Origin of the sequence: Rhodococcus sp. SORGH_AS_0301 (assembly GCF_030818285.1) — a bacterium.
Lineage (GTDB): Bacteria > Actinomycetota > Actinomycetes > Mycobacteriales > Mycobacteriaceae > Rhodococcoides.
Window position 1 is genome coordinate 4,220,788 of record NZ_JAUTAC010000002.1, and the last position, 22,590, is coordinate 4,243,377.

The 22,590-nt window shown below is 68.5% G+C and carries 22 protein-coding genes and 1 pseudogene; 12 read left to right on the forward strand and 11 right to left on the reverse strand.

From position 1 onward, the window contains the following. Positions 1 to 91 precede the first annotated feature (91 nt). On the forward strand, positions 92 to 502 hold the full coding sequence (locus QE397_RS20590) for a DoxX family protein (RefSeq protein WP_027506054.1): 411 nt from the start codon (positions 92 to 94) through the stop codon (positions 500 to 502). Between the two features lies 1 nt (position 503). Here the strand turns inward: QE397_RS20590 and QE397_RS20595 are convergent. Continuing rightward, positions 504 to 2,691, reverse strand: a pseudogene (locus tag QE397_RS20595) (heavy metal translocating P-type ATPase). Between the two features lie 44 nt (positions 2,692 to 2,735). After that, complete coding sequence (locus tag QE397_RS20600) at positions 2,736 to 2,945, reverse strand: heavy-metal-associated domain-containing protein (protein WP_307097020.1); 210 nt, start codon at positions 2,943 to 2,945, stop codon at positions 2,736 to 2,738. Between the two features lie 148 nt (positions 2,946 to 3,093). Between QE397_RS20600 and QE397_RS20605 the strand changes: the two genes are divergently transcribed. Continuing rightward, complete coding sequence (locus QE397_RS20605; RefSeq protein ID WP_027506057.1) at positions 3,094 to 4,017, forward strand: phosphodiesterase; 924 nt, start codon at positions 3,094 to 3,096, stop codon at positions 4,015 to 4,017. Positions 4,018 to 4,052: 35 nt separating this feature from the next. Here the strand turns inward: QE397_RS20605 and QE397_RS20610 are convergent, their stop codons facing one another. Next, positions 4,053 to 5,486, reverse strand: a complete 1,434-nt coding sequence (locus QE397_RS20610) for a stealth family protein (RefSeq protein WP_373425307.1) — start codon at positions 5,484 to 5,486, stop codon at positions 4,053 to 4,055. A gap of 286 nt (positions 5,487 to 5,772) precedes the next feature. Further along, positions 5,773 to 6,471 carry a FadR/GntR family transcriptional regulator gene (locus tag QE397_RS20615; RefSeq protein WP_027506059.1) on the reverse strand — a complete coding sequence of 233 codons (699 nt, stop codon included), beginning with the start codon at positions 6,469 to 6,471 and terminating at the stop codon, positions 5,773 to 5,775. A gap of 188 nt (positions 6,472 to 6,659) precedes the next feature. On the opposite strand from QE397_RS20615, the gene QE397_RS20620 reads away from it, so the two are divergent. From QE397_RS20620 to QE397_RS20630, 3 genes are all read left to right on the forward strand, one after another. Continuing rightward, positions 6,660 to 7,649 (forward strand): malate dehydrogenase, encoded by a 990-nt coding sequence (locus QE397_RS20620; RefSeq protein WP_222649946.1) that lies wholly within the window; start codon positions 6,660 to 6,662, stop codon positions 7,647 to 7,649. 18 nt (positions 7,650 to 7,667) lie between these two features. Then, positions 7,668 to 8,171 (forward strand): GNAT family N-acetyltransferase, encoded by a 504-nt coding sequence (locus QE397_RS20625; protein WP_307097024.1) that lies wholly within the window; start codon positions 7,668 to 7,670, stop codon positions 8,169 to 8,171. 332 nt (positions 8,172 to 8,503) lie between these two features. Continuing rightward, positions 8,504 to 8,848 carry a YchJ family protein gene (locus QE397_RS20630; protein ID WP_307097026.1) on the forward strand — a complete coding sequence of 115 codons (345 nt, stop codon included), beginning with the start codon at positions 8,504 to 8,506 and terminating at the stop codon, positions 8,846 to 8,848. Here QE397_RS20630 and QE397_RS20635 read toward each other — a convergent pair. Genes QE397_RS20635 through QE397_RS20645 form a run of 3 tightly spaced genes read right to left on the reverse strand, consistent with a single transcriptional unit; the run spans position 8,830 to position 11,752 of the window. Then, complete coding sequence (locus QE397_RS20635; protein WP_307097028.1) at positions 8,830 to 9,756, reverse strand: alpha/beta fold hydrolase; 927 nt, start codon at positions 9,754 to 9,756, stop codon at positions 8,830 to 8,832. The two genes, QE397_RS20630 and QE397_RS20635, sit on opposite strands and share 19 nt — an antisense overlap. A gap of 41 nt (positions 9,757 to 9,797) precedes the next feature. Then, the gene (locus QE397_RS20640; RefSeq protein WP_307097030.1) at positions 9,798 to 10,874 is read right to left on the reverse strand and encodes a PDR/VanB family oxidoreductase; all 1,077 of its coding nucleotides are present in this window, start codon (positions 10,872 to 10,874) and stop codon (positions 9,798 to 9,800) included. Further along, on the reverse strand, positions 10,871 to 11,752 hold the full coding sequence (locus tag QE397_RS20645) for a metal-dependent hydrolase (RefSeq protein WP_027506066.1): 882 nt from the start codon (positions 11,750 to 11,752) through the stop codon (positions 10,871 to 10,873). The genes QE397_RS20640 and QE397_RS20645 overlap by 4 nt, the downstream gene beginning before the upstream one ends. A 215-nt stretch (positions 11,753 to 11,967) precedes the next feature. On the opposite strand from QE397_RS20645, the gene QE397_RS20650 reads away from it, so the two are divergent. Then, positions 11,968 to 12,564 (forward strand): hypothetical protein, encoded by a 597-nt coding sequence (locus QE397_RS20650; protein WP_027506067.1) that lies wholly within the window; start codon positions 11,968 to 11,970, stop codon positions 12,562 to 12,564. Between the two features lie 23 nt (positions 12,565 to 12,587). Here QE397_RS20650 and QE397_RS20655 read toward each other — a convergent pair whose 3' ends face one another. Beyond that, positions 12,588 to 13,463, reverse strand: coding sequence for an alpha/beta fold hydrolase (locus QE397_RS20655; protein ID WP_307097034.1), 876 nt, complete (start codon positions 13,461 to 13,463; stop codon positions 12,588 to 12,590). Positions 13,464 to 13,518: 55 nt separating this feature from the next. Here QE397_RS20655 and QE397_RS20660 point away from each other — a divergent pair, with 55 nt between their 5' ends. Further along, a complete protein-coding gene (locus tag QE397_RS20660; protein WP_307097036.1) occupies positions 13,519 to 13,998 on the forward strand; it encodes a MarR family winged helix-turn-helix transcriptional regulator in 480 nt (159 codons plus the stop codon). An 18-nt stretch (positions 13,999 to 14,016) separates the two neighbouring features. On the opposite strand, the gene QE397_RS20665 is transcribed toward QE397_RS20660, so the two are convergent. After that, positions 14,017 to 14,493, reverse strand: a complete 477-nt coding sequence (locus QE397_RS20665; RefSeq protein WP_307097037.1) for an alpha-isopropylmalate synthase regulatory domain-containing protein — start codon at positions 14,491 to 14,493, stop codon at positions 14,017 to 14,019. A gap of 239 nt (positions 14,494 to 14,732) precedes the next feature. Here QE397_RS20665 and QE397_RS20670 point away from each other — a divergent pair, with 239 nt between their 5' ends. Beyond that, positions 14,733 to 15,920, forward strand: coding sequence for an AAA family ATPase (locus QE397_RS20670; RefSeq protein ID WP_027506071.1), 1,188 nt, complete (start codon positions 14,733 to 14,735; stop codon positions 15,918 to 15,920). A gap of 155 nt (positions 15,921 to 16,075) precedes the next feature. On the opposite strand, the gene QE397_RS20675 is transcribed toward QE397_RS20670, so the two are convergent. Beyond that, positions 16,076 to 17,284: an acetyl-CoA C-acetyltransferase gene (locus QE397_RS20675; RefSeq protein ID WP_027506072.1), complete on the reverse strand. Its 1,209-nt coding sequence runs from the start codon at positions 17,282 to 17,284 to the stop codon at positions 16,076 to 16,078. Beyond that, positions 17,281 to 17,886: a TetR/AcrR family transcriptional regulator gene (locus tag QE397_RS20680; protein ID WP_051613430.1), complete on the reverse strand. Its 606-nt coding sequence runs from the start codon at positions 17,884 to 17,886 to the stop codon at positions 17,281 to 17,283. The genes QE397_RS20675 and QE397_RS20680 overlap by 4 nt, the downstream gene beginning before the upstream one ends. Before the next feature lie 223 nt (positions 17,887 to 18,109). Between QE397_RS20680 and QE397_RS20685 the strand changes: the two genes are divergently transcribed. The 4 genes from QE397_RS20685 to QE397_RS20700 all read left to right on the forward strand — a co-directional run bounded on the left by QE397_RS20685 (position 18,110) and on the right by QE397_RS20700 (position 22,589). After that, positions 18,110 to 20,356 (forward strand): bifunctional diguanylate cyclase/phosphodiesterase, encoded by a 2,247-nt coding sequence (locus tag QE397_RS20685; protein ID WP_307097041.1) that lies wholly within the window; start codon positions 18,110 to 18,112, stop codon positions 20,354 to 20,356. 92 nt (positions 20,357 to 20,448) lie between these two features. Further along, on the forward strand, positions 20,449 to 21,432 hold the full coding sequence (locus QE397_RS20690) for an NADPH:quinone oxidoreductase family protein (protein ID WP_027506074.1): 984 nt from the start codon (positions 20,449 to 20,451) through the stop codon (positions 21,430 to 21,432). 41 nt (positions 21,433 to 21,473) lie between these two features. Further along, positions 21,474 to 21,815, forward strand: a complete 342-nt coding sequence (locus QE397_RS20695) for a carboxymuconolactone decarboxylase family protein (protein WP_051613431.1) — start codon at positions 21,474 to 21,476, stop codon at positions 21,813 to 21,815. Between the two features lie 9 nt (positions 21,816 to 21,824). After that, complete coding sequence (locus tag QE397_RS20700) at positions 21,825 to 22,589, forward strand: deoxyribonuclease IV (RefSeq protein WP_027506076.1); 765 nt, start codon at positions 21,825 to 21,827, stop codon at positions 22,587 to 22,589. Position 22,590: the final 1 nt, after the last annotated feature.

Consider the following 22,590-nt stretch of genomic DNA (forward strand, 5'->3'; position numbering starts at 1 on the left):
GCGAGGAGGATAGTCCTCGCATGGACGACTCGCCGAGGAAAATTTCGGGGCTTCGTGATGAGTTTCCGTGGCGTACGCGGTCGACAGTCACATGACCACACACCTCACCCGCGCCACCACCACCGCACCGTCCCGCGGAGCCGTTCGAGCAGGATGGATCGTCAGCGCGCTGGTGGTCGTCTTCATGCTGTTCGACGCCGTGATCCATCTGCTGAACCTGGACGTCGTGAAGGACGCGTCCGCCGAACTCGGACTCCCCGTCGACATGGCCCCGAAGATCGGCGTCGTCTGCCTCGTGATCGTGACCCTGTACGTGATTCCGCGGACCGCGCCGCTGGGTGCCGTCCTGTTGACCGGCTACCTCGGTGGAGCGGTGATCACGAACTGGCGCACCGACCAGCCACTCGTCAGCACGGTGTTCTTCGCGATCTACGTCGGCATCGCCGCGTGGCTCGGACTCTGGCTGCGTGACGGCCGGGTCCGAGCCTTGCTCGCAGGCTGAGTCACACCACCGAGGACCGGAAGGATCGGAGCCGCAGGCTGTTGGTGACGACGAAGACCGACGACAGCGCCATCGCGGCACCGGCCAGCATGGGGTTGAGCAGTCCGGCGGCCGCGAGCGGGATCGCCGCGACGTTGTAGGCGAAGGCCCAGAAGAGATTGACCTTGATGGTGCGGAGGGTTGCGCGCGAGAGGCGCACCGCGTCGACCGCGACGCGCAGATCTCCCCGCACCAGCGTGAGGTCGCGCGGCCTCGATCGCGACGTCGGTGCCCGTGCCCATCGAGAGTCCGAGGTCCGACGTAGCCAGTGCCGCAGCATCGTTGACGCCGTCACCGACCATGGCGACGACCTTGCCCGACGCCTGCAGCTCGCGGATCGCGTCCACCTTCTGCTCCGGCAGCACACCGGCGATGACGGTGTCGATACCGACCGAGGCGGCCACCGTGCGGGCTGCGGACTCGTTGTCACCGGTGAGCATGATCGGGTCGAGACCCAGTGCGCGGAGCTCCGAGACCGCCTGCGCGGACGTCTCCTTCACGGTGTCGGAGACCGCGATGACGGCGCGGGCCTCGTCGTCCCACCCGACGACCACCGCGGTGGCCCCGGTGGCCTCGGCGTCCTCGAAGGCCGTCTGCAGGGCGCTGGGCAGTGCGCCGCCCACCAGGCCGGGGCGTCCGACGACCACGCGGTGGCCGTCGACCGTCGCGGTGACACCGCGTCCCGCCGTGGTGGTGAAGTCGGTGGCCGCGACGGGCTCTCCGTGCGCGGTCCGGTACGCGTCGACGATCGCGCGGGCGACCGGGTGCTCGGAACCGGACTCCGCCGCCGCGGCGAACCGCAGCGCGTCGTCGCGAGCGTCTCCCACGACGGACTGCACGCTCATGACACCGCTGGTGATGGTGCCCGTCTTGTCCAGCACGATGGTGTTCACGCGGCGGGTGCGCTCGAGCACCTCGGGTCCCTTGATGAGGACGCCGAGTTGGGCGCCGCGTCCGGTGCCCACCATCAGGGCTGTCGGAGTGGCCAGGCCCAGCGCGCACGGGCACGCGATGATGAGGACCGCGACGGATGCGGTGAACGCGGCGGACCAGCTGCCGCTGACGAGGACCCAGCCCAGCAGGGTGGCCAGGGCGAGACCGATCACGACGGGGACGAAGACGCCCGAGATGCGGTCGGCCAGGCGCTGCGCCTCGGCCTTGCCGTTCTGCGCGTCCTCCACGATGCGGGCCATGCGCGCGAGCTGCGTGTCCGCGCCCACGCGGTCGGCGACGACGGTGAGCGCGCCACCCACGTTGACGGTCCCGCCCGTGACCGTGGCGCCCGGACCGACCTCCACGGGGATGGACTCACCGGAGATCATCGAGGCGTCGACGGCGGACGTGCCGCTCTCGACGGTGCCGTCGGCGGCGATCTTCTCGCCCGGTCGGACGACGATGCGGTCTCCGACCACGAGCTCGTCGGCGGGCACGCTGACCTCACTGCCGTTGCGCAGCACGGTCGCGTTCCTGGAGCCGACCTCGAGCAACGCACGCAGAGCGGCGCCGGCGCTGCGCTTGGACCGCGCTTCCAGATACCGACCGGCGAGCAGGAACGTCGTGACGCCGGCCGCCGCCTCGAGATAGATGTTCGCGCTGCCGTCGCCACGCGAGACGGTGAACTCGAAGGCGTGGCGCATGCCGGGCATGCCCGCGTGGCCGAAGAAGAGTGCGTACAGCGACCAGCCGAAGGCGGCCAGCGTGCCCACCGACACGAGCGTGTCCATGGTGGTCGCGCCGTGCCGCGCAGTGGTGAAGGCGGCGCGGTGGAACGGCAGTCCGCCCCACACGACGACGGGCGCGGCGAGGGTGAGCGAGAGCCACTGCCAGTTGTCGAACTGCAGCGGCGGAATCATCGCCATCGCGATGACGGGAACGGACAGCAGCGTCGACACGAGCAGACGCGTGCGCAGGGGATCGGACTCGGCTGCGGCGACATCGGACTCGGCTGCGGGAGGGCCGGCCGGTCGGTGGGGTTCGTGCACGGTCGCGGTGTAGCCGGCCTTCTCGACGGTGCCGATGAGGTCCCCGGTCTCGACGGTCGCGTCCGTGGCGATGCTCGCCTTCTCGGTGGCGTAGTTGACCGTCGCGGTCACACCGTCGAGGCGGTTGAGCTTCTTCTCGATGCGGTTGGCGCACGACGCGCAGGTCATGCCGCCGATGTCGAGCTGGATGTTCGCGGCCTTCTCCCCGGTGGTCACGGCTGAGCCAGCTCGTACCCGGCCTCGTCCACCGCGGCTGCGAGGGCAGCGTCGTCGACGGGTGTGTCGGACTCGACATCGACGCGTCCGGACTCGAGGTCGACGTGGACCGAGGTGACTCCCTTCAGGGCGCTCACCTCCTCCGTCACCGCTGCGACGCAGTGCTGGCAGGTCATTCCGACGACGGTGACAGTCTTCGTGGTCATGAGAACTACCATACCCCCCTACGGTATGCCGTCAACCCCGTGTCGCCCGGCGTTCGGCGGCTCGACACCTCCTGTGGTTAGGGTGGACGAGCCCGGTACACACAGGGTGACCGAGCTCCGATCCGGGAGCACTGGGAAGTGAGAACTCATGGAGCCAGTCGAGCAGACCTGGCGCACCGCCGAGCATCCACGGCCGGACCATTTCCTCCTGCACATCAGTGACACGCACCTGGTCGGCGCCGGCGAGTTGTACGACGCGGTCGACAGCGAGGCGCGGCTTCGCCAGATCTTCGCGGAGCTCGAGGCGACGGGTGCCCGGCCGGAGGCTCTGGTGTTCACGGGTGATCTGGCGGACAAGGGCGAGCCCGACGCGTACGACTCGTTGCGCGCGCTGGTCGATCCGGTCGCCGCAGCACTGGGGTCCGAGGTGATCTGGGCGATGGGCAACCACGACGACCGAGCGGCGTTCCGTCGCGGCCTGCTCGACGAGCGCGGATCGACCGAGCCCGTGGACAGGGTCTACGACATCGGTGGGCTGCGAGTCATCACGTTGGACTCGACCGTCCCCGGCCACCACTACGGCCAGATCTCCGCGGAACAGTTGCGGTGGCTCGCAGCAGAACTGGCGATGCCGGCGCCGGACGGCACAGTGCTCGCGCTGCACCATCCGCCGGTTCCCTGCGTGCAAGATCTCGCGGTGTTGGTGGAACTCCGCGACCAGGACTCGCTCGCGGAGGTGCTCGCGGGCAGCGACGTGCGGGCGATCCTCGCGGGCCACCTGCACTACTCCACGTCCGCGACCTTCGCCGGAATCCCGGTGTCGGTGGCGTCGGCCACCTGCTACACGCAGGACCTCAACGTTCCGGTGGGTGCGCAACGCGGGCGCGACGGGGCGCAGGCCTACAACCTGGTGCATCTGTACCAGGACACGGTGGTCCACTCGGTGGTGCCCATCGGGACGGGCGACACCGTCGGCACCTACGTGTCGGCCGACGAGGCCGCCCAGCGCCTGCACGATGCCGGCGTCGTCATCGCCGACGCTCCCCAGAAGGCGATCAGCCGGCAGTCGTAGCTGTGGCGATCAGCCGGCAGTCGTAGCTGTGGCGATCAGCCGACCGGTGTGACGGCGTGTTCCCAGGGCGCCGGCACCGGGAAGTAGGTGCTCAGGAACGTCGTCACCGCCGCTGCGCGCTCGTCGGCGTCGATCTCGGGGAAGCTGCCGTCGTTGAGGCAGAAGAAGTCCATCGACCGCTTCGCGAGCAGGCGGTCCATGTCCCGCAGTCCACTGCGCATCGTCGTGTCGACGTACTTGACCGAGGCCTGCGTCTGCACCACGGCGCGGCCGGTGAGCAGGGCGTAGTAGTGGTACAGCGAGTTGGTCACCGAGATGTTGGAGCTCGCGCGGAACCGACTGGCGGCCGTGGCCGCGAACTCGTCGGGGAACTCCTTCTCGAGCTCGAACATCACACTGCGCCGGAGCGGCACGGGAGCGTGCTCGAGGTGGCGCGTGGTGATGCGACCGAATCGGTCGTGGAGCAGGCGACGGTTGACCCGCGCGGCGTTCTCGAATCCGCTGCGCTGCTCGTCGTTGGCGCCCAGTCCGATCCGGGTTCCCGCCTCGACGAACATGCTGATGCCGCCGGGTGAGAAGAACATCTGAGGACCGACCGGGCGGCCGAAGAACATGTCGTCGTTCGAGTACAGGAAGTGCTCGGCGAGACCGTCGATGTGGTGGAGCTGGCATTCCACGGCCTGCGAGTTGTAGGTGGGCAGCACGGAGGTGTCGGTGAAGAACTCCTCGCTGCGCACGAACGTGACGTCGGGATGATCGTCGAGCCACCCCGGCTTCGGTGAGTCGGTGACGACGAAGATGCGCCGGATCCACGGCGCGTACAGGTGTACCGAGCGCAGGGCGTACTTGAGTTCGTCGATCTGGCGGAAGCGGGCCTCGTGATCGTCGCCCTCGCCCACGACGACCTCACGCAGCATCGCCGCGCGTTCCGCCTGCCACTCCACGTCGGTGCCGTCGACCCAGGAGAAGATCAGGTCGATGTCGAAGTCGATGTCCGACGCGTGGTCGGCGAACATGTTCTCGATGGTCGGCCAGTGTCGGCCGAAGCGCTCGACCGTGCCACGCACCGCCTCGTCCTGACGGATGGTGCGTCGGGTCAGCGAGTTCTCGACGGGGAGAACGATCGTGTCGTCCGAGAACTCCCACAGTTCGATCTGGATGCCCTTGCCGGATCCGTAGAAGAGCCCGCTCGGGCGGTGCGCACGAGGGCGGAACAACCGGAAGATCCGCGCCTGCGTGGCCGACGCCAGGAGTCCGTCCGCGATGAGCAGGGCCGGGGATCCCTTGACGTCCATCGGCTTGGAGTAGAACGGCTCGTCCGCGCAGGCCGCGACCAGGGCGTCGCGCAACGTCGGCCTGTCGTGCCTGTCGATGGCGATGACGGGCCGCTCGTCGTTGCCGCGGACGAGCAGGTACTCGATCGCGGTCGCGTCCAGCACATCGCGGACGAACAGGAGGTCCTCCACCATCGCCTCGTGGGGCGTCGTGGTGGTGATGGACAGTGCGAACTTGTCCTTGACCCACACGATGTCGGAGCGCTCGGTCAACCGATGTCGGGACGCCGCGGACGCGACGCGCGCCCGTTCGATCTCGCCGCTGTCGGGCGGGACGAGGTAGACATCGGGCGTCTCGACGTTCTGCAGGGCTGGCGGCTGTGTGATGGTGGACCTTCCCGACGTGCTGGTGGGCGAGCCTGTACGGCGCTGTGACCTGCTCATTCTAAGTGATGCCGAGGGTGGGTCCGGACCACGGGAGTCATCGGCCGCGAAGCTGGCCGAGTGCGTCCTGCACGTGCGTCAGGTGTCGGCTCATCGCCTCGGACGCGGCCTCGCCGGACCCCGAGTCGATGGCGTCGACGATGCTCTCGTGCTCGACGTTGGACCGGTGCCGACGGTCGGGCAGCAGGTTCACCATCTCGGACTGCTGCGACAGGGCCTCGCGGATCTCGGTGATGACGGCGGCGAAGACGTCGTTGCCGCTCGCGGTCGCGATGAGCAGATGGAACTCCGCGTCGAGACGGACCCACTCCTTGGGATCGTTCTCGGCGATCATCCGATTCAACAGGCTGCGGATCGCGTCCATCTGCTCCGGCGTCCGCCGTTCGGCAGCGAGTGCGGCGGCGGGAATCTCGATGTGCGGGCGGGCCTCGCGCAGGGACTCGACGGAATGGTTGCCGAAGACTCTGTCGGTCTCGACGGTCTTCGCCAGGACGAACGTTCCCTTGCCGGTGTGCGTCTCCGTCAGTCCGAGAGCCGTGGTCGAACGCAGTGCCTCGCGAACCACCGACCGGCTCACGCCGAAGCGCGTCGCGAGAGCGGCCTCGGACGGGAGCTTGGTGCCGACCTCGAGTTCGCCGCTCTCGATCGCCGAACGCAGCTCGCGCAGGACGGCCTCGGCCGCCCCCACGCGCGTCACTGTGGCCTGTTTGCTGGCCCAACTGTCCGACAGGGTCATGGCGTCACTGTGAACGAGGAATGGTGGTCAGGCAAATCGGACGTGCACAGGACGATATTCGCGGTTCTAGTCTCAGCGCTAGAGAGCGAGAGAGAGCCCGATGGAACGGTGATCGGGTGCAGTCCGACACACATCCGTGCACTCGGTCGACTGCCGGATCTACGGTCGAGGGGAACGAAGGAGTTCACATGGCGCACAGCATCGTCACCGTCACAGGCGCGGCCGGCAGCATCGGCTACGCGGCACTGTTCCGCATCGCATCGGGTGCGATGCTCGGTCCGGACACGTCCGTCACATTGCGGCTTCTCGAGATCCCGCCGGCACTGCGCGCAGCCGAGGGCACGGCCATGGAACTGCACGACAGTGCGTTCCCCCTGCTGCGGTCGGTGGAGATCCACGACGATCCGGTCGACGCCTTCGACGGCGCGAACGTCGCGCTGCTGATCGGCGCTCGCCCTCGTACCGCGGGGATGGAGCGCGCCGACCTGCTCGAGGCCAACGGGTCGATCTTCGGGCCGCAGGGCGCCGCTCTCGAGGCGGGCGCCGCGTCCGACATCCGGGTGGTCGTCGTGGGCAATCCCGCCAACACCAACGCGGCCATCGCCGCGGCGCACGCACCCAGCATCCCCGCCGATCGGTTCACCGCGCTGACCCGGCTCGATCACAACCGCGCCGTCGCGCAACTGTCCGCTCGTGCGGACGTCCCGGTGGGTGAGATCTCGCGGGTCAGCATCTGGGGCAACCATTCCGCCACGCAGTACCCGGACATCTTCCACGCGCGAGTCGGTGACCGGTCGGGCGCCGAGTTCGCCGCGGACACCACCTGGCTCGAGGACGTCTTCGTGCCGACGGTGGCGCGCCGCGGTACCGCGATCATCGAGGCGCGCGGTGCGTCGTCCGCTGCCTCCGCGGCGAACGCCACCATCGATCATGTGCGCGACTGGGTCCTGGGCACTCCCGCCGCCGACTGGACGTCCGTCGCACTCCCGTCGACGGGCGCGTACGGCGTGCCCGAGGGACTGGTGTCCTCGTTCCCCGTGCGGTCCTCCGGCGGCGCCTGGCAGATCGTGGAGGGCCTCGAGATCGGCGAGTTCTCCCGGCGCCGTATCGACGCCTCCGTCGCGGAACTGCAGGCCGAGCGCGAGGCTGTCACGAGACTCGGGATGCTGCCGAACTGACGCCAGGGTTCGACAGCCATGGCGATGCCCGACAGGTGGGTCCGGGCGGGTCTGACCGCGCGACGCATCACCGCCGACGATCTGTCGTTCGTCCACTCGATGCACACCGACTCGGCGACGATGGCGCCGATCGGTGGAGTGCGAGACCTCGACGAGAGCATCGACTACCTCCGAATCGCGGTCGAGCACTGGGCCGACCACGGTGTCGGCATGTACCTGCTGTTCGATGGAGACCGACTCGCCGGGCGTGCGGGGATCAAGCGCGACGGTGATGACATCGAACTGGCGTACACCCTGGTCCCAACGCAGTGGGGTCGCGGTCTGGCGACTGCCGTCGCGTCCCACCTCGTGCGGTCTGCCGTGGTGCACCGGGTCCCCGCGGAGCGGGTCGTCGCGTACACGCGGCTCGACAATGCTGCCTCGCGCCGCGTGATGGACAAGATCGGGCTGCGGCTGGACGCACACGTCGAGCGGAACGGTCACCCGTGCGTGAAGTATTCGCGCTCCTTGCACCGCCCGTAGCGGCGTGTCACACGGCGTTCGCGCCGCGACCACCCGCTCCCACTCGACCTCGCGCGGAGTCGGCGACGCTGCGTGCACAGGTAGACATACACGTATCCAGCGATGGCGGTAGATCACTGCAGGATCTGACGTCGAACGGCGGCCCGCCGTAGATCGAGGCAGGCGATGCAGCTCTCGCCACATTATTTTGGTGAATTCTGCCGTCCGGCAGAATTCGGCGTGGTCGGGTGCGAATACACGCACGGCGGCGCTCCAGCGGAACCGGCGAGCGTCTCGGCATTGGATAACCTGCATCGGTGCACGACGACTGCCCCTGCGGCCGCCCCCTACCGATGTCCGAGTGCTGTGGACCCTTGCTCGAGGGACGGATCGGTGCGCCGACCGCCGAGCGGCTCATGCGCTCGCGGTACACCGCCTTCACGGTGCTCGACGCCGAGTATCTGCTGCGCACATGGCATCCCGATACTCGACCGTCGGCGCTCGACCTCGACGACCGCCGCCGGTGGACCGGGCTCGAGATCCTGGGCACCACCGGAGGCGGCATGCTGAACACCACGGGCACGGTCGAGTTCGTGGCTCACTTCCGTGACGCGGGTGCCCGGCGACCGGGTTCGCAGCGGGAGAACAGCACGTTCTCCCGCGTCGATGGAGCCTGGGTCTACGTCGACGCGGTCTGACGCCGCGACTCGATGCCGTCGACGAACTCGGACGTGACGCGCGCGATGTCCCACGGATGCGACAGAGGCGACCAGTGTCCTGCATCGAGATCGGTTCGCGACAGGTCGGCCACCCAGCGCGGCGTGTCCTCGTAGTGGAACGGACGCACCGCCGCGTCACGGGTGTTGACGATCAGATGCACGGGCACGGTGACGTAGCGACGCCGCGGAGAGGTGAAGCGCGGCAGAAGATTTGCTCGATAGATGCGCAGGCCGTTCCACGCGTCGTCGAGAAGTGTCGGTGACTCCTCCACCATCGCGGCGGGGACGTCGGAGAACTCGCCGATGAACTGGGTCCAGCCCTTGCGCTTCATGCGGTACATCCGCACCCGAGCCAACGGCGGGACGTGGAAGGTGACCGTGTACCAGGACGCTCGCGTCTGGGCGAACACCTGTGCCAGGTTGCGCGGTGTGGGCCTACGGAGCCGCGAGCGGGCCCACAGTGCGAGGTGGTCGAGGTTGGGTCCCGACACGGACGTGTAGGACGAGATGCGGAGCGGCGCATCGGCTTCGGCGACGAGCTCCCAGGCCTCCACCGCGCCCCAGTCGTGACCGAGCACGTGGACCGGGGCGTCGGGACTGACCGCGTCGATCACCGCTCGCAGATCGGAGGCCATCGCGTCGAGTCGGTACCCGCGGGTCCGTGCGGGGACCGTGGAGTCACCGGCGCCGCGTGAGTCGTAGGTGACGACGCGGTAGCGGTCGGCGAGCAGTCCGACGACGTGGTTCCAGAGAGTGTGATTGTCCGGCCAGCCGTGCACCAGCACGAGAGTGGGGCCGTCGGACACGCCGGCGGTGTACACGGCGAGCTCGACGTCACCGTTCCGCACGGTGGAGCGCTCGGACTCGAACGGGCGGGTGACGGTCATGGACGCTCCGGAATCGGTGGACGTGGGGTGTGCGGGGGACATCAGACGTCGAGCGTGAGGTGGTCGGAGTCTGCCCGAGACACGCACGGCAGCATGTGTTCCTGCTGCTCGGTGGGACTCAGTCGAGTCTCGCGGTGCTCGGGCGTCCCCGCGAGAACACGCACCTTGCAGGTGCCGCAGAAGCCTTGGCGACACGAGTACGCGACTGTCGGGTCCTCGTCCACGATGACGGACAGTGCAGACCTGTCGGCGGGAACTGTCAGCGTGCGACCGCTTCTCGCGAAAGTGACCGTGAACGGCCGACCGCCCACCACGGGTGGGGCCCCGAAACGTTCGAAGTGCAGAGCAGACGCGCCGCAGCCCGCGAACGACGTGCGCACGGTGTTCAGCATCGGCGTCGGTCCACAGCAGTACACCGCGCCGCCACGGGCGGCCGGACCCAGAAGGTCCGTGACAGTGGGCAGTCCGTCCTCGACGTCGGTGCGGACGGCGACACGCGGCGAATTCCAGCTCTCGATCTCGTCGAGAAAGGGCATGCTCTCGCGGGAGCGTCCGCAGTAGACGAAGGTCCAGTCCAGGCCGAGATCGCGAGCGGCGCGGACCATCGGCAGGATCGGGGTGATGCCGATGCCGCCGGCGACGAAGTGCACCGAGCGTTCCTGCGCGAACAGGAAGGCGTTGCGGGGACCGCGCACCGTCACCGTGTCGCCGGGGCGCAGGGCGTGCATCCGCTCCGAGACGGTGCCGATGCGTCGGACGGCGATGCGGTACCGCGTCGTGTCGGCGGGGTCGCCGCACAGCGAGTACTGCCGCCGGAGCGGTCCCGACGTCGCGTCGCCCTCCAGGTGCACGTCGATGTGGCAGCCCGGCTGCCAGGCCGGCAGTGACGATCCGCCCGCATCGACGAGATCGATCTGCGCGACATCGCCGTCGCTGGTCACCGGCGTGACACTCGCGACCGTCAGTGTGGCCGCGGTGTCCGGGGGACGCAGGGCCACCCGAGGGTCGTAGGGGACACGCGACATCGCACCGAGGTAGTTGCCGACGACCAGGCCGATCAGGCCGAGGGCCCGATCGCCCCGAGGTCGTCCGCGGAGGTCGCGTGGTGCGTCGATCATCGCGACGCTGCCCGCGCCGCGGGCGAGGAGGCCAGATAGGCGACGGCCTGCGCCGTCGAGCCCTCCTGACTGGGGTGGTAGCTGCGACGGAAGTAGCGCGAGAGCCGCAGGCCGAGATCGACAGGCCCCGGCACGGTGCCCTTCTTCGCCGCGCGGCGCCAGGCGAGTGGCGTGGGACGGCGCCGGGACGCCGGTCCGTCGGCGAGAAGCGGATCGTTCTGCATGAGGAAGCGGGTTCCGCGGATCCACAGGTAGACCAGCAGCGGTGCCGCGAGTGCCTGGGTGCGAAGGCGTCGGACCTCGCGGCGATCGAAGTAGCGCATCGTCTCGTAGGCGACAGAGCGGTGCTCGACCTCCTCGGACCCGTGCCATCGCAGCAGGTCGAGCATGGTCGGGTGGATGTTGGCGCGGTCGAGCCCCTCGGCGTTCAGAACCCAGTCGCCGAGAAACGCGGTGATGTGCTCGATGGCCGCGATGATCGCCAGGCGCTCGACGAGGTAGTTCTTCTCGCGGCTGCTGGTGATGGGTCGAGGGCCGATGACCTTGCCGAAGACCCAGTTCATCTGGTCGGTGAACGGCGTCGGATCGAGTCCGCTGCGCTGCAGGTGCTCGAGGACACCGGAGTGCGCCGACGAGTGCATGGCCTCCTGGCCGATGAACCCGATGACGTCCTCGCGGAGCTTCTCGTCCTCGATGAACGGGAGCGCCTGGCGGAACGTCTCGACGAACCATTCCTCCCCGGCGGGGAGGAGCAGGTGCAGCACGTTGAGCGCGTGTGTGGAGAACGGCTCACCCGGGATCCAGTGCATCGGCAGGTCGTCCCAGTCGAAGTGCACGTCGCGCGCCTGCAGCACGAGATTGTCGGCATCGGCGGTCATGTCGGGTCCTTCCGGTGTGGCTTCGTTCACACAAATCTTAGTATGACAACTGGTAACAGTAAAGCACCTCGGGTAAGCGAGAACACATGTGACGTGACGCGAACGACCTTGCCGAGGTCACACGCTGCGCGGACGCTGGACAGAAGGTCGGACACGCAGGACACCCGCCGCCGTCACGGCGCACGGGGTCCGTGACGCAGGCAGGACACGAGACGATGGCGGACAATTCCAAGAGGGCGGAGCGCGGGACCGACGACACTCGGCGGCCCGTGGCGCGCACACCGCGCAACCCGCTCGTTCGAGGCGTCGACCGCGCGGAGGCTCGACTGCACCGTCTTCTCGTGACGCTGTTCCTGCTCGCCGTCCCGTTCGTCGCCGTGATGGGCGTCAGCCTCTACCATGATCAGCAGACCATGGCGGCCGACGCCGTGACGTCGTCCTCGTCGGTGCTCGCCACGACCACCGCGGACGCCGTGGCGCCGGTGGCGTCGGACGAATTCGCGGCGGTCACTCCCACCGTGTTGGCTCCCGCGACCTGGTCCTCCGACGGCGTGAAGCACGTCGGGTCGGTTCCTGTTGCGGCGCAGAGTCCGTCGGGTACCGAGGTGACCATCACCGTCGACGCGGACGGTCGTCGCATCGCACCCCCGCCCACCGGGGTCGACGTCGTGGTGGTCAGCATCTTCGGCGCCGCAGCACTTCTCGCGCTCGTGGCGATCGTGCTCGTGATCGTGCGCAGCGTCTTCGCCCGCGTCTACGACCGTCGTCGGGACCGGGAGTGGGACGACGCGATCGCGCGATTCCTGTCCTGACGGACGTGTGCAGACGGCTGTCGCTACCTCGTCAGAGCGTCGTGAATCGCGACGCCGAGTTCTGCTCTCGGTGAGTCCGGGAACGTGTGATGGGTGGCGCCGTCGAGGATTCGGGTACTGATCGACGGCCAGTTCTTCTGGACGCGATCTCGCACCGCAGCACTGTCGTGAATCCGGCTGGACCCGGCGAGAACGACCGTCGTGGTCGCCTGGAGCGAGTGCAGCGCCGAAGAACTCGGCCGCCTCGGAACGATGGGCCGACGACGAGGGTGATGGGCTGTTCCGAGTTCGGACAGTCGGGACAGGTCGGCGTCGAGAACTGCGTCGCCCGTCTCCCACGCCGTGAATCGTCTCTGTCGCTCTTCCGACGGTCGCAGCAGGAGCGGTAACGCATGAGCCAGGTAGGCGGCGCGCATGCCGGCGAAGCACGAATTCGGATCGAGCAGGACGAGGCGGTCGACGTCGGCCGGCCGACGGAGAGCGAACGCCAGAGCGATCATCGCGCCGTACGAGTGAGCGAGAATCGACGGTCGCCGCAGTGCCGACCCGGCGAACACATCGTCCAACCACAGCATGAGGTCGTCGACGTTCCTCGCGGGTTCACCCGCCGGAACCGATCGCCCCACGTCACCGAGAATGTCCACCGCGACCACTCGGTGGCGACGACTCAGTTCGGTCGCCTGGCCGGTCCAGGCCATCGAGGTAGCCCCGGATCCGGGGAGCAGTACGACAGGGCGACCGTCGGTGGGACCGGCCGAGGTGACATGGGTGTCGCCGAATCGTGTCGGCACCATCGTCGTGGTCGTTTCCGCCGGCCACGTCCCGAGTACGCGGTCGTAGGCCGCAGCGAACTCCCGCCCCTCGGGCGATCGATGGAACGTCTGCATCGCGTCTGTCATGCGGCACCCCGTTGTCTCGATGGTCGAGTAATACGATAGGTGACATACTGATGCCGTGGACGAAGTCGATGCAACCCCTTCGGTGGACACGGACGTCATGGACCTGGTGCACGGCCTGCGTGCGCTCGTCGTCGAGCTCGATCTGCTGGGTGCGGGATTCGCCGAGAAGCACCGCATGCACAGCACCGACGTGCGGGCATTGATCGTTCTTCTCGATGCTGCTCGTGACGGTCGAACGGCTACTCCGTCCTGGCTGCGGACGCAGCTGGGAATCACCTCGGCGACCGCGACGGCACTCGTCGACAGGCTCGAACTCGCCGGCCACGTCGAACGGCAGTCGGTCGTCGGTGACCGCCGCAAGGTGGCCCTGAGGGTCACCGACAAGGCGCAGCGACTGGGCACAGAATTCTTCGGCCCGCTGATCCTCAGGGCGGCCACGCAACTCTCCGAGTTGTCGGACGACGACCGAGCAACCATCCGTCGGTATCAGTCCGCGATGCTGGCCGCCATCAGATCGACTGCGCCGGGCTCGTGAGAGCCGTGTTATCGCCGACTACTGGTTCTGCATCCGATTAGCCGCAGCGACAAGGGCTTTGGCGGTCGACTCTGTCGGATCCGAGCCCGTCCCCATGGCCCACGCGGTGCGGTGATCCTGCTGTCCGCGGATGTAGGTGACGTATCCCGTCTCGGTGATCTGCTGGTGGAACGACAAGATCTCGAGGTTGACGCCGACGTCGTAGAGCATCGACGTCATGGCCTCGGCGGGCCCGTGGCAGACGATCGACGAACTGCGGATGGTGTCGCCGATGGCGAGGGTGGCCGTGAACTCGAACCTGCCCGCGCCCTTCGGCGCGCACTCTGCGGAACCGAGCCGGATGGGGCCCGAGGTGGGCGAGTAGGTGTGGACGAACTCCGCGAAGGACATGCCGTCAGCCTCCGCGCGCAACCCGTGCGGCAGAGCCGACGAGGCGTGAATGGCAGCGGAACTGTGTGAGAAGTGTTCGGTGAGGGAATGTGCGCTGGTGCTCATGTCGCTGGGGTCTTTCCGGTGAGAGGAAGGACCGACGGGCGCTCGTTCGACCCGCAGCGGGGGGTCGGTCCGAGATCAGACCCCGCTGCGGTGAACTACGAGAATGCGCGACATGGCCCCAGAGTAGCTGCGTCGCGGCGTCACAGGCAAGGGTCCGGTTCTCGATTGCTCTCTGTTCGGTTCTAGAACACGCGCTAGAGAAGGGCAGAGAACGCTACCGACGTTGCTACCGTCACGCCATGGACCCCGTTCGCAATCCGTACGCACCCGGCGCCGGCCAGCGGCCACCCGAGCTCGCCGGCAGGTCCAAGCAACTCGACGCGTTCGACGTGGTGCTCGAGCGCATCGCGCGCGGTCGGCCCGAACGCAGTGTCGTGCTCACCGGGTTGCGCGGCGTCGGCAAGACGGTGCTGCTGAACCACCTGCGATCGGCGGCGATCTCGCGGAAGTGGGGAACCGGGAAGATCGAGGCCCGCCCCGACCAGGACCTGCGGCGACCGCTGTCGTCGGCGCTGCACATGGCAGTGCGGGAGATCGCGGTGGCGCATCGCGATCCCGAACGCGTGGACCAGTTCCTCGGTGTGCTGAAGTCCTTCGCTCTTCGTGCGTCCGCAGACAAGGGCATGCGGGACAAGTGGCAGCCCGGCATCGACGCGCCCGCTCTCAAGGGGCGCGCGGACACCGGTGACATCGAGATCGACCTGGTCGAACTGCTGCTCGACGCCGCGTCGCTGGCTCGGGACGTCGGCGTCGGTATCGCCATCTTCATCGACGAGATGCAGGATCTCGCGGCGGAGGACATCTCCGCGATCTGCGGCGCGTGCCACGAACTGAGCCAGGACGCGGCTCCGCTGATCGTCGTCGGCGCCGGTCTTCCCCACCTGCCTGCGGTGCTGTCCGCGTCGAAGAGCTACTCCGAGCGACTGTTCAGCTACCACCGCATCGACCGCCTGGACCGCGCTTCGGCGGACCGCGCCCTCATCGCACCGGCCGAGCGGGAGGACGTCGAGTACACGAGCGAGGCACTCGACGCGCTGTACGAGGCCGCGGACGGGTACCCCTACTTCGTTCAGGCGTACGGCAAGGCGACGTGGGATCTGGCCGCGGACAGCCCGATCACGGTCCACGACGTGCGGGTCGCAGCACCGACGGCCGAGGACGAGCTGGCCGTCGGGTTCTTCGGATCCCGTTACGAGAGAGCAACTCCCGCCGAACGCGAGTACATGCGAGCGATGGCCGACCTGTCCGGCGACGACGGTCCCGTCTCCACGTCGAAGATCGCCGTGGAACTCGGCCGGAAACCGGCGTCGCTGTCCCCCGCACGCGACGGGTTGATCAAGAAGGGACTGATCTACTCCGCCGAGCGCGGGTCGATCGGCTTCACCGTCCCCCACTTCGGGCGGTACCTGAGGGCGCAGGCCGACTAGCGCCGACCTGCACGCTTTCGGTGTGTCGACACCCCTTGCAGCAGGCCGCTCGGGGTGTGTGTGGCTGGAAAGTGTGCGCCGCTCGAGCCGGAGCCCCGCACACCCCTCCCCGCCGCGGCACGGGCCGCGCGCGGTGGGAGGGGGTGTGGAACCGGCTACTCGGCTGCGGGAACCCGCAGGATGAGGGCGTCGCCCTGTCCGCCGCCGCCGCACAGTGCTGCGGCGCCGACTCCGCCGCCGCGTCGCTGCAGCTCCAGTGCGAGGTGCAGGGCGATGCGGGCGCCGGACGCGCCGAGGGGGTGACCGATGGCGATGGCGCCGCCGTTGACGTTGACCTTCTCGGGGTCGATGCCCAGTTCGCGGGTGGAGACGATGCCGACGGCGGCGAACGCCTCGTTGATCTCGACGAGGTCGAGGTCGGTCGGGGCGATGCCCTCCTTGGCGCAGGCGGTAGTGATGGCGTTGGCGGGCTGGGACTGCAGCGAGGAGTCGGGTCCGGCGACGACGCCGTGGGCGCCGATCTCGGCGAGCCACGTCAGTCCCAGTTCCTCGGCCTTGGCGCGGCTCATGACGACGACGGCAGCGGCGCCGTCGGAGATCTGGGACGCGGAGCCGGCGGTGATGGTGCCGTTCTTGTCGAACGACGGGCGGAGCTTGGCGAGGCTCTCGCTGGTGGTGTCGGCGCGGATGCCCTCGTCGCTGGTGACGACGACGGGATCACCCTTGCGCTGCGGGATGCTGACGGGAACGACCTCGTCGTCGAAGACGCCGTTCTTCCAGGCTGCGGCGGCGCGCTGGTGCGACGCGGCGGCGAAGGCGTCCTGCTCCTCGCGGGTGACGAAACGGGTGTCGGCGTTGCGGTCCTCGGTGAGGGCGCCCATGGCCTGGTCGGTGAAGATGTCGTACAGGCCGTCGTAGGCCATGTGGTCCTTCATGGTGACGTCGCCGTACTTGAATCCGCTGCGGCTCTTCTCGAGCATGTGCGGGGCGAGGGACATCGATTCCTGGCCGCCGGCGACGACGATGTCGAACTCTCCGGCGCGGATCATCTGGTCGGCGAGGGCGATGGCGTCGACACCGGACAGACACACCTTGTTGATGGTCAGGGCAGGAACGCTGAGGGGGATGCCGCCGGCGTGGGCGGCCTGGCGTGCGGGAATCTGGCCTGCGCCGGCCGTGAGGACCTGGCCCATGATGACGTACTGGACCTGGTCACCGCTGATCCCGGCCTTCTCGAGGGCGCCGGCGATGGCGACGCCGCCGAGGTCCGAGCCGGAGAGGGTCGACAGCGATCCGAGCAGACGGCCGATGGGAGTGCGGGCACCGGCCACGATGACGGACGTGGTGCCGGAAGGTGCGGTCATGCTGTTTCCTCACTGGTGGGGGCAGATGTGATGGTGGATGCGGCGGGGTCGATCCCCAGAGCGGTCAGAGCCATGGTGGACAAACGGTGTCGGAGCAGCGACGCGGGCACGCGGCCCATCGACTGCGGAGTGGAGTTGAGCAGACCGAACGCCGCGTGAGCCTGGACACGAGCGTCGTCCTCGGAGCAGTCCGAGTCCAGTTCCCGCAGGGTGCGGACCCAGATCTCGACGTAGCGGCGCTGCAGCGAGCGCACCGAACGCTGGGCGTCGGTCGGCAGGTTCGCGAGATCGCGGAACTGGATCTCGATGAGGCGCGGCGAGGTCATGGCGAAGTCGAGGTGGAACGCGACCAGTTCGTGCAGCGTCGGCAGCGGTGCCGACCGTCGCGCCAGGACCTCTTCCCCACCGGCGTGGAGGTACTCGGAGATTCCCACCAGCAGTTCGACGAGGACGGCTTCCTTGTTCGGAAAGTGGCGATACACGGCGGGGCCGCTGATCCCCACCGCGGCGCCGAGGTCCTCGAGTCGTAGACCGTGGTACCCGCGCTCCGCGACGAGGACGGCGGCGGCGTCGACCAGTGCGCTGCGGCGCTCGGCCTTCATCCGTGAACGTTCGGTGGACGCGGAGCCCGCCGCAATACGGTTCACCACCCGGGCCTCCCACCTGTCGTCGGTCGCGAGCAGCCAGTTTACCGTATTCGGTTAGTGACCATTCACTTGGTGACCGCGCTCTCTTCGCGGGATTTCCGCGATGCGCGCCCGTCTGCGGCGGTACATTCATTCCGTCCATGTCGGTCGGGGTCACGAGAGAGGCAGCATGGTCTCGATGTCCTCGCCGACCCGTTTTCTCGTGGTCGGTGCGCTCGCGATCGCCGTGTACGCGACGCTTCCGCCCGGCGTGGTGTCCAGCGTGCTGTACTGCGTCATCGCCGTGGGTGCGGTGGCGTCCATTCCTGTCGGCATCCGCGCACACCGCAAGGTGAGCACCCATTCGTGGTGGATCGTCGCGACGGCGCTGTCGTTCTGGGTCGTCGGCGACATCGCGATCGCGGTGATGGAGAACTCGGGCGGCGTCGTACCTCTCCCGTCGGTGGCGGACGCCGCCTACGTCCTGGGATACCTCCTCATCGTCGTGGCCCTGCTGTCGGTCCGCAGTTCGGGGACCCCGATGCTGAGTCCGGCGGACGGACTCGAAGCCGCGATCATGACCGCGGGGGTGGGTCTCGCGTCCTGGGTCGTGGTGTCCGGTCCCCGAGGCGAGCGCGTGCCCGACGCCGGAACGTGGCTCGGCATCTTCTACACCGAGATCGACGTCTTCCTGCTGGTACTGCTCGTCTTCGTCGTGTTGAAGCGACGCGCGGGCTCCACCACCCACTGGCTGCTGGGTGCGGCCACGGCACTGATGGTGGTCGCCGACTACACCTCGTACGTGGTGGTCGCGGACGGTCCCGCCGAGAGCACGATCCTCAACGTCTGCTGGCTCGCGTCCTACGTGCTCTTCGGTGCGGCGGCGTTGCGACACGACGAGCGTCCGCGTGTCAGCACCATCAGTCGTGCGCAGACGGGGATGGCTCGACTGACCCTGCTGACCTCGGCCGTGGCGATGACGCCGGTCGTCATGAGCATCGAACTGATGCGCGGCACTCCGGTCACTCGCTGGGGGCCCGCGGTGGTGATCGCCGCCTCGATCATCGTCGTCCTCGGCGCCGTGCGGATGACCTCGTTCCTGACACTGCTGCAACGACAGTCGCGGGCACTGCGCCTTGCGGCCGACACCGATTCCGTCACGGGACTGGCGAACCGCGGCCGGCTCGGGCGTCGGCTGCACGAGATCCTCGGTCCGGAGGGCCGCGACGGAGTGGCCCTGGTGCTGGTGGATCTCAACCGGTTCTCCGACATCAACCAGACCTTCGGCTACGCGGTGGGAGATCAGGTGCTCACCGAGATCGGTCGCCGCCTCGTCGACACGGTGGACTCGTCGGCGACGGTGGGACGTCTCGGGGGTGACGAGTTCGCCCTCGTCCTGCCGGGCCCCGTCGACAGGCACGACGCCGTGGCGGTCGCGATCGCGGCGCAACGCGCGGTCGGGGCCCCGCTCGAGGTGCGGGACATGAAGCTGACGCTGGAAAGCAGTGTGGCCGTGGCACTGTCGACCGACACGCCGCACCCACGATCCGAGGAGCTGGTGCAGCGGGCGTACGCCGCCGTGGTGGCCGCGAAGTCCCGGCAACCGCGACTGGCCGTCTACGACCACACGATGGACATCGACAGGATCGATCAGCTCCGGAGGATGGGCGAGTTGGAGGACGCCATCACGGGAGGTGAGCTCGAGGTGTTCTTCCAGCCCCGCCTCGACCTGCGCACCGGAGCCGTGTCGGGAATGGAAGCCCTTCTGCGGTGGCGACATCCGCGCGAGGGGCTGCTGCTGCCGGCCGCGTTCCTGCCGAGTGCGGAGCAGACCGGCATGCTCCCGGCCGTCACCTCGTTCGTCATCGACACGGCGATGGCCGCGTGCCGACGCTGGCGGCTGGCGGGACTGGACATCGACGTGGCCGTCAATCTCTCCGTCCGGGATCTCGTGGACTCCTCCCTGGCGTCCCGAGTGCGAACGGCTCTGGACGACCACGGCCTTCCCGGGCACGCCGTCGTCTTCGAGGTCACCGAGTCGTCCGCGATGACCGATCCCGAACGATCGATCGACACGCTCGAAGCGCTTCGCGCGCAGGGAGTCTCACTCTCCATCGACGACTTCGGCACGGGGTACAGCTCCTTGACGTACCTGGCGTCGCTTCCGGTGCAGCAGCTGAAGATGGACCGGTCCTTCGTCACCTCGCTCGCGTCGGACTCCGCCAACCTCGCGATCGTCCGATCCACCATCGCTCTCGCGCACAGCATGGGTCTGCACATCGTGGCCGAGGGCGTCGAGGACGAACACACCCTCGACGTGCTGCGCGGACTCGGATGCGACGCGGTGCAGGGCTTCCACATCGCGCGGCCGGTTCCCGCGGGCGACGTCGTGCGCACGGTGAAGGCCGTGAACTCTGCAGTGGGCGCCGCTCGTACTGCTGTGTGACCCAGCGCACCGGCGACGGCGGGTTCTTTGTAACCTGAGGCCCGAGTCGACTCGCACCACCCCTCGACCGTCGACCGGCGAAAGGACAGTCCGTGCGCGCAGTGCAGGTGACCACCCTCGAAGGCCCCGAAGCCCTCACCCTCACCGATCTCGACGAGCCCACCGGCGACGGCGTGGTGATCGACGTGCGTGCGGCCGGCGTGGCCTTCCCCGACGCACTGCTCAGTCGTGGGCTCTACCAGTACAAGCCGGACCTGCCGTTCGTGCCCGGAAGCGAGGTCGCCGGTGTCGTGCGGTCCGCGCCCGAGGGCTCGGGATTCGCGCCCGGTGACCGAGTGGCGGCGCTGACCGGATTCGGCGGCGGTATGGCCGAGGTGGCGGTGGCGACCCCCGACCTCGTCTTCGCGCTGCCCGACGCCGTCTCGTTCGAGGCCGGTGCGGGACTGCTGTTCAACGATCTGACGGTGCACTTCGCCCTCCGCGAGCGCGGACGTCTGGCCGAGGGCGAGACCGTCCTGGTCCACGGCGCCGGTGGCGGCATCGGGACATCGACGTTGCGACTCGCTCCGGTACTGGGAGCGTCACGCACCATCGCTGTGGTGAGCAGCGAGGCCAAGGCCGAGGTCGCTCGCGCCGCGGGCGCCACCGATGTGGTGATGCTGCAGGGCCCGAACGGCGAGGGCTGGAAGGACACGGTCAAGGAACTCACCGGTGGCCGGGGAGTCGACATCGTCATCGACCCCGTCGGCGGGGATCGCTTCACCGACAGCATCCGATCGCTGGCGCCGGCGGGTCGACTCGTGGTCATCGGCTTCACCGGTGGCGACATCCCGACGGTCAAGGTCAACCGACTGCTGCTGAGCAACGTCGAGGTCGTCGGCGCCGGATGGGGTGCGTGGTGGATGAGCCGGCCCGGCTACACGACGACGCAGTGGGCCGAGCTCGAGCCGCTGTTCGCCTCGGGCGCGCTGGTGGCGCCGGAGCCGGTGGTGTACCCGCTCGACAAGGCCGGCGAGGCCATCGCATCTCTCGAGAACCGGACCGCCACAGGCAAAGTCGTGGTGACGCTGCAGTGAGTGATGCCTATCGGGACGGTCTCGCGGTCCGCCGCGAGGTGATGGGCGATACCTTCGTCGCGGCCGCCCTCGAGAACAGCACGGGCACCGACTCGGAAGCGTTGCAACGCCACGTCACCGAGCACGTGTGGGACGCCGTGTGGAACAGGCCGGGCCTCGACCGACGGAGTCGGAGCCTGCTGAACATCGGCATGCTGATCGCCCTCCGGGCCGAGCAGGAGCTCGGCGGGCACATCCGGGGCGCACTCACCAACGGTCTGACCCGCGAGGAGATCGTGGAGTCCGTGGTCCACGCCAGTGGCTACTGCGGCGCGCCGGCGGCGCTCGCAGCGATGCGGGTGGTGCAGCGAGTACTCGACGAGGAGCTGGGTCCGCTCGAGTAAGGTCGGGACATGCGTATCGGTGCACACGTCCGCAACTCGGAGAACCCGCTCGGCGAGGCCGAGGATCTCGACGTCGACCTGGTGCAACTGTTTCTCACGGACCCGCAGAAGTGGAACAAGCCCGTTGTCGGTTCGGGGTTGGAGGCGGTCCGGGACAGTGCGGTCGACATCGTCGTCCACTCGTCCTACGTCATCAACGTCGCGAGCCTGAACAACCGCATCCGCATCCCGTCCCGCAAGGCCGTCGCGCAGCAGGCCGACGTGGCCGCAGAGATCGGTGCCCTCGGGTTGGTGGTCCACGGTGGACACGTTCGCGACGGGGAGGATCCCGCCGAGGGAGTGGCCAACTGGCGCAAGCTGTTCGAACGGCAGGCCGAGTCCGGTGGATTCGCGGTTCCGATCTGGATCGAGAACACCGCCGGCGGCGACTTCGCGATGGCGCGGCGCTTCGACGCCATCGCTCGCCTCTGGGACGCCGTCGGGGAGTTCGGAGCAGGGTTCTGCCTCGACACGTGCCACGCCTGGGCCGGCGGCGAGGACCTCGTGGACGCCGTGGAGCGCGTCAAGGCGATCACCGGACGCATCGACCTGGTGCACCTGAACAACTCTCGCGACGAGTTCGATTCGGCTCGCGACCGTCACGCCAATCTCGAGAGCGGCGAGATCGAGGCCGAGGTGCTGGCCGCCGTCGCCGCCGCGGCGGACGCTCCGGTGATGCTGGAGACGCCCGCCGACGGCATGAAGGACGACGTCGCGTACCTCCGCTCGCTCTGAG

Coding starts and splice junctions, on each gene's coding strand:
- QE397_RS20590 (WP_027506054.1), top strand. CDS start 92: ATGACCACACACCTCACCCGCGCCACCACCACCGCACCGTCCCGCGGA.
- QE397_RS20600 (WP_307097020.1), bottom strand. CDS start 2,945: ATGACCACGAAGACTGTCACCGTCGTCGGAATGACCTGCCAGCACTGC.
- QE397_RS20605 (WP_027506057.1), top strand. CDS start 3,094: ATGGAGCCAGTCGAGCAGACCTGGCGCACCGCCGAGCATCCACGGCCG.
- QE397_RS20610 (WP_373425307.1), bottom strand. CDS start 5,486: ATGGTGGAGGACCTCCTGTTCGTCCGCGATGTGCTGGACGCGACCGCG.
- QE397_RS20615 (WP_027506059.1), bottom strand. CDS start 6,471: ATGACCCTGTCGGACAGTTGGGCCAGCAAACAGGCCACAGTGACGCGC.
- QE397_RS20620 (WP_222649946.1), top strand. CDS start 6,660: ATGGCGCACAGCATCGTCACCGTCACAGGCGCGGCCGGCAGCATCGGC.
- QE397_RS20625 (WP_307097024.1), top strand. CDS start 7,668: ATGGCGATGCCCGACAGGTGGGTCCGGGCGGGTCTGACCGCGCGACGC.
- QE397_RS20630 (WP_307097026.1), top strand. CDS start 8,504: ATGTCCGAGTGCTGTGGACCCTTGCTCGAGGGACGGATCGGTGCGCCG.
- QE397_RS20635 (WP_307097028.1), bottom strand. CDS start 9,756: ATGACCGTCACCCGCCCGTTCGAGTCCGAGCGCTCCACCGTGCGGAAC.
- QE397_RS20640 (WP_307097030.1), bottom strand. CDS start 10,874: ATGATCGACGCACCACGCGACCTCCGCGGACGACCTCGGGGCGATCGG.
- QE397_RS20645 (WP_027506066.1), bottom strand. CDS start 11,752: ATGACCGCCGATGCCGACAATCTCGTGCTGCAGGCGCGCGACGTGCAC.
- QE397_RS20650 (WP_027506067.1), top strand. CDS start 11,968: ATGGCGGACAATTCCAAGAGGGCGGAGCGCGGGACCGACGACACTCGG.
- QE397_RS20655 (WP_307097034.1), bottom strand. CDS start 13,463: ATGACAGACGCGATGCAGACGTTCCATCGATCGCCCGAGGGGCGGGAG.
- QE397_RS20665 (WP_307097037.1), bottom strand. CDS start 14,493: ATGAGCACCAGCGCACATTCCCTCACCGAACACTTCTCACACAGTTCC.
- QE397_RS20670 (WP_027506071.1), top strand. CDS start 14,733: ATGGACCCCGTTCGCAATCCGTACGCACCCGGCGCCGGCCAGCGGCCA.
- QE397_RS20675 (WP_027506072.1), bottom strand. CDS start 17,284: ATGACCGCACCTTCCGGCACCACGTCCGTCATCGTGGCCGGTGCCCGC.
- QE397_RS20680 (WP_051613430.1), bottom strand. CDS start 17,886: ATGAAGGCCGAGCGCCGCAGCGCACTGGTCGACGCCGCCGCCGTCCTC.
- QE397_RS20685 (WP_307097041.1), top strand. CDS start 18,110: ATGTCCTCGCCGACCCGTTTTCTCGTGGTCGGTGCGCTCGCGATCGCC.
- QE397_RS20695 (WP_051613431.1), top strand. CDS start 21,474: ATGGGCGATACCTTCGTCGCGGCCGCCCTCGAGAACAGCACGGGCACC.
- QE397_RS20700 (WP_027506076.1), top strand. CDS start 21,825: ATGCGTATCGGTGCACACGTCCGCAACTCGGAGAACCCGCTCGGCGAG.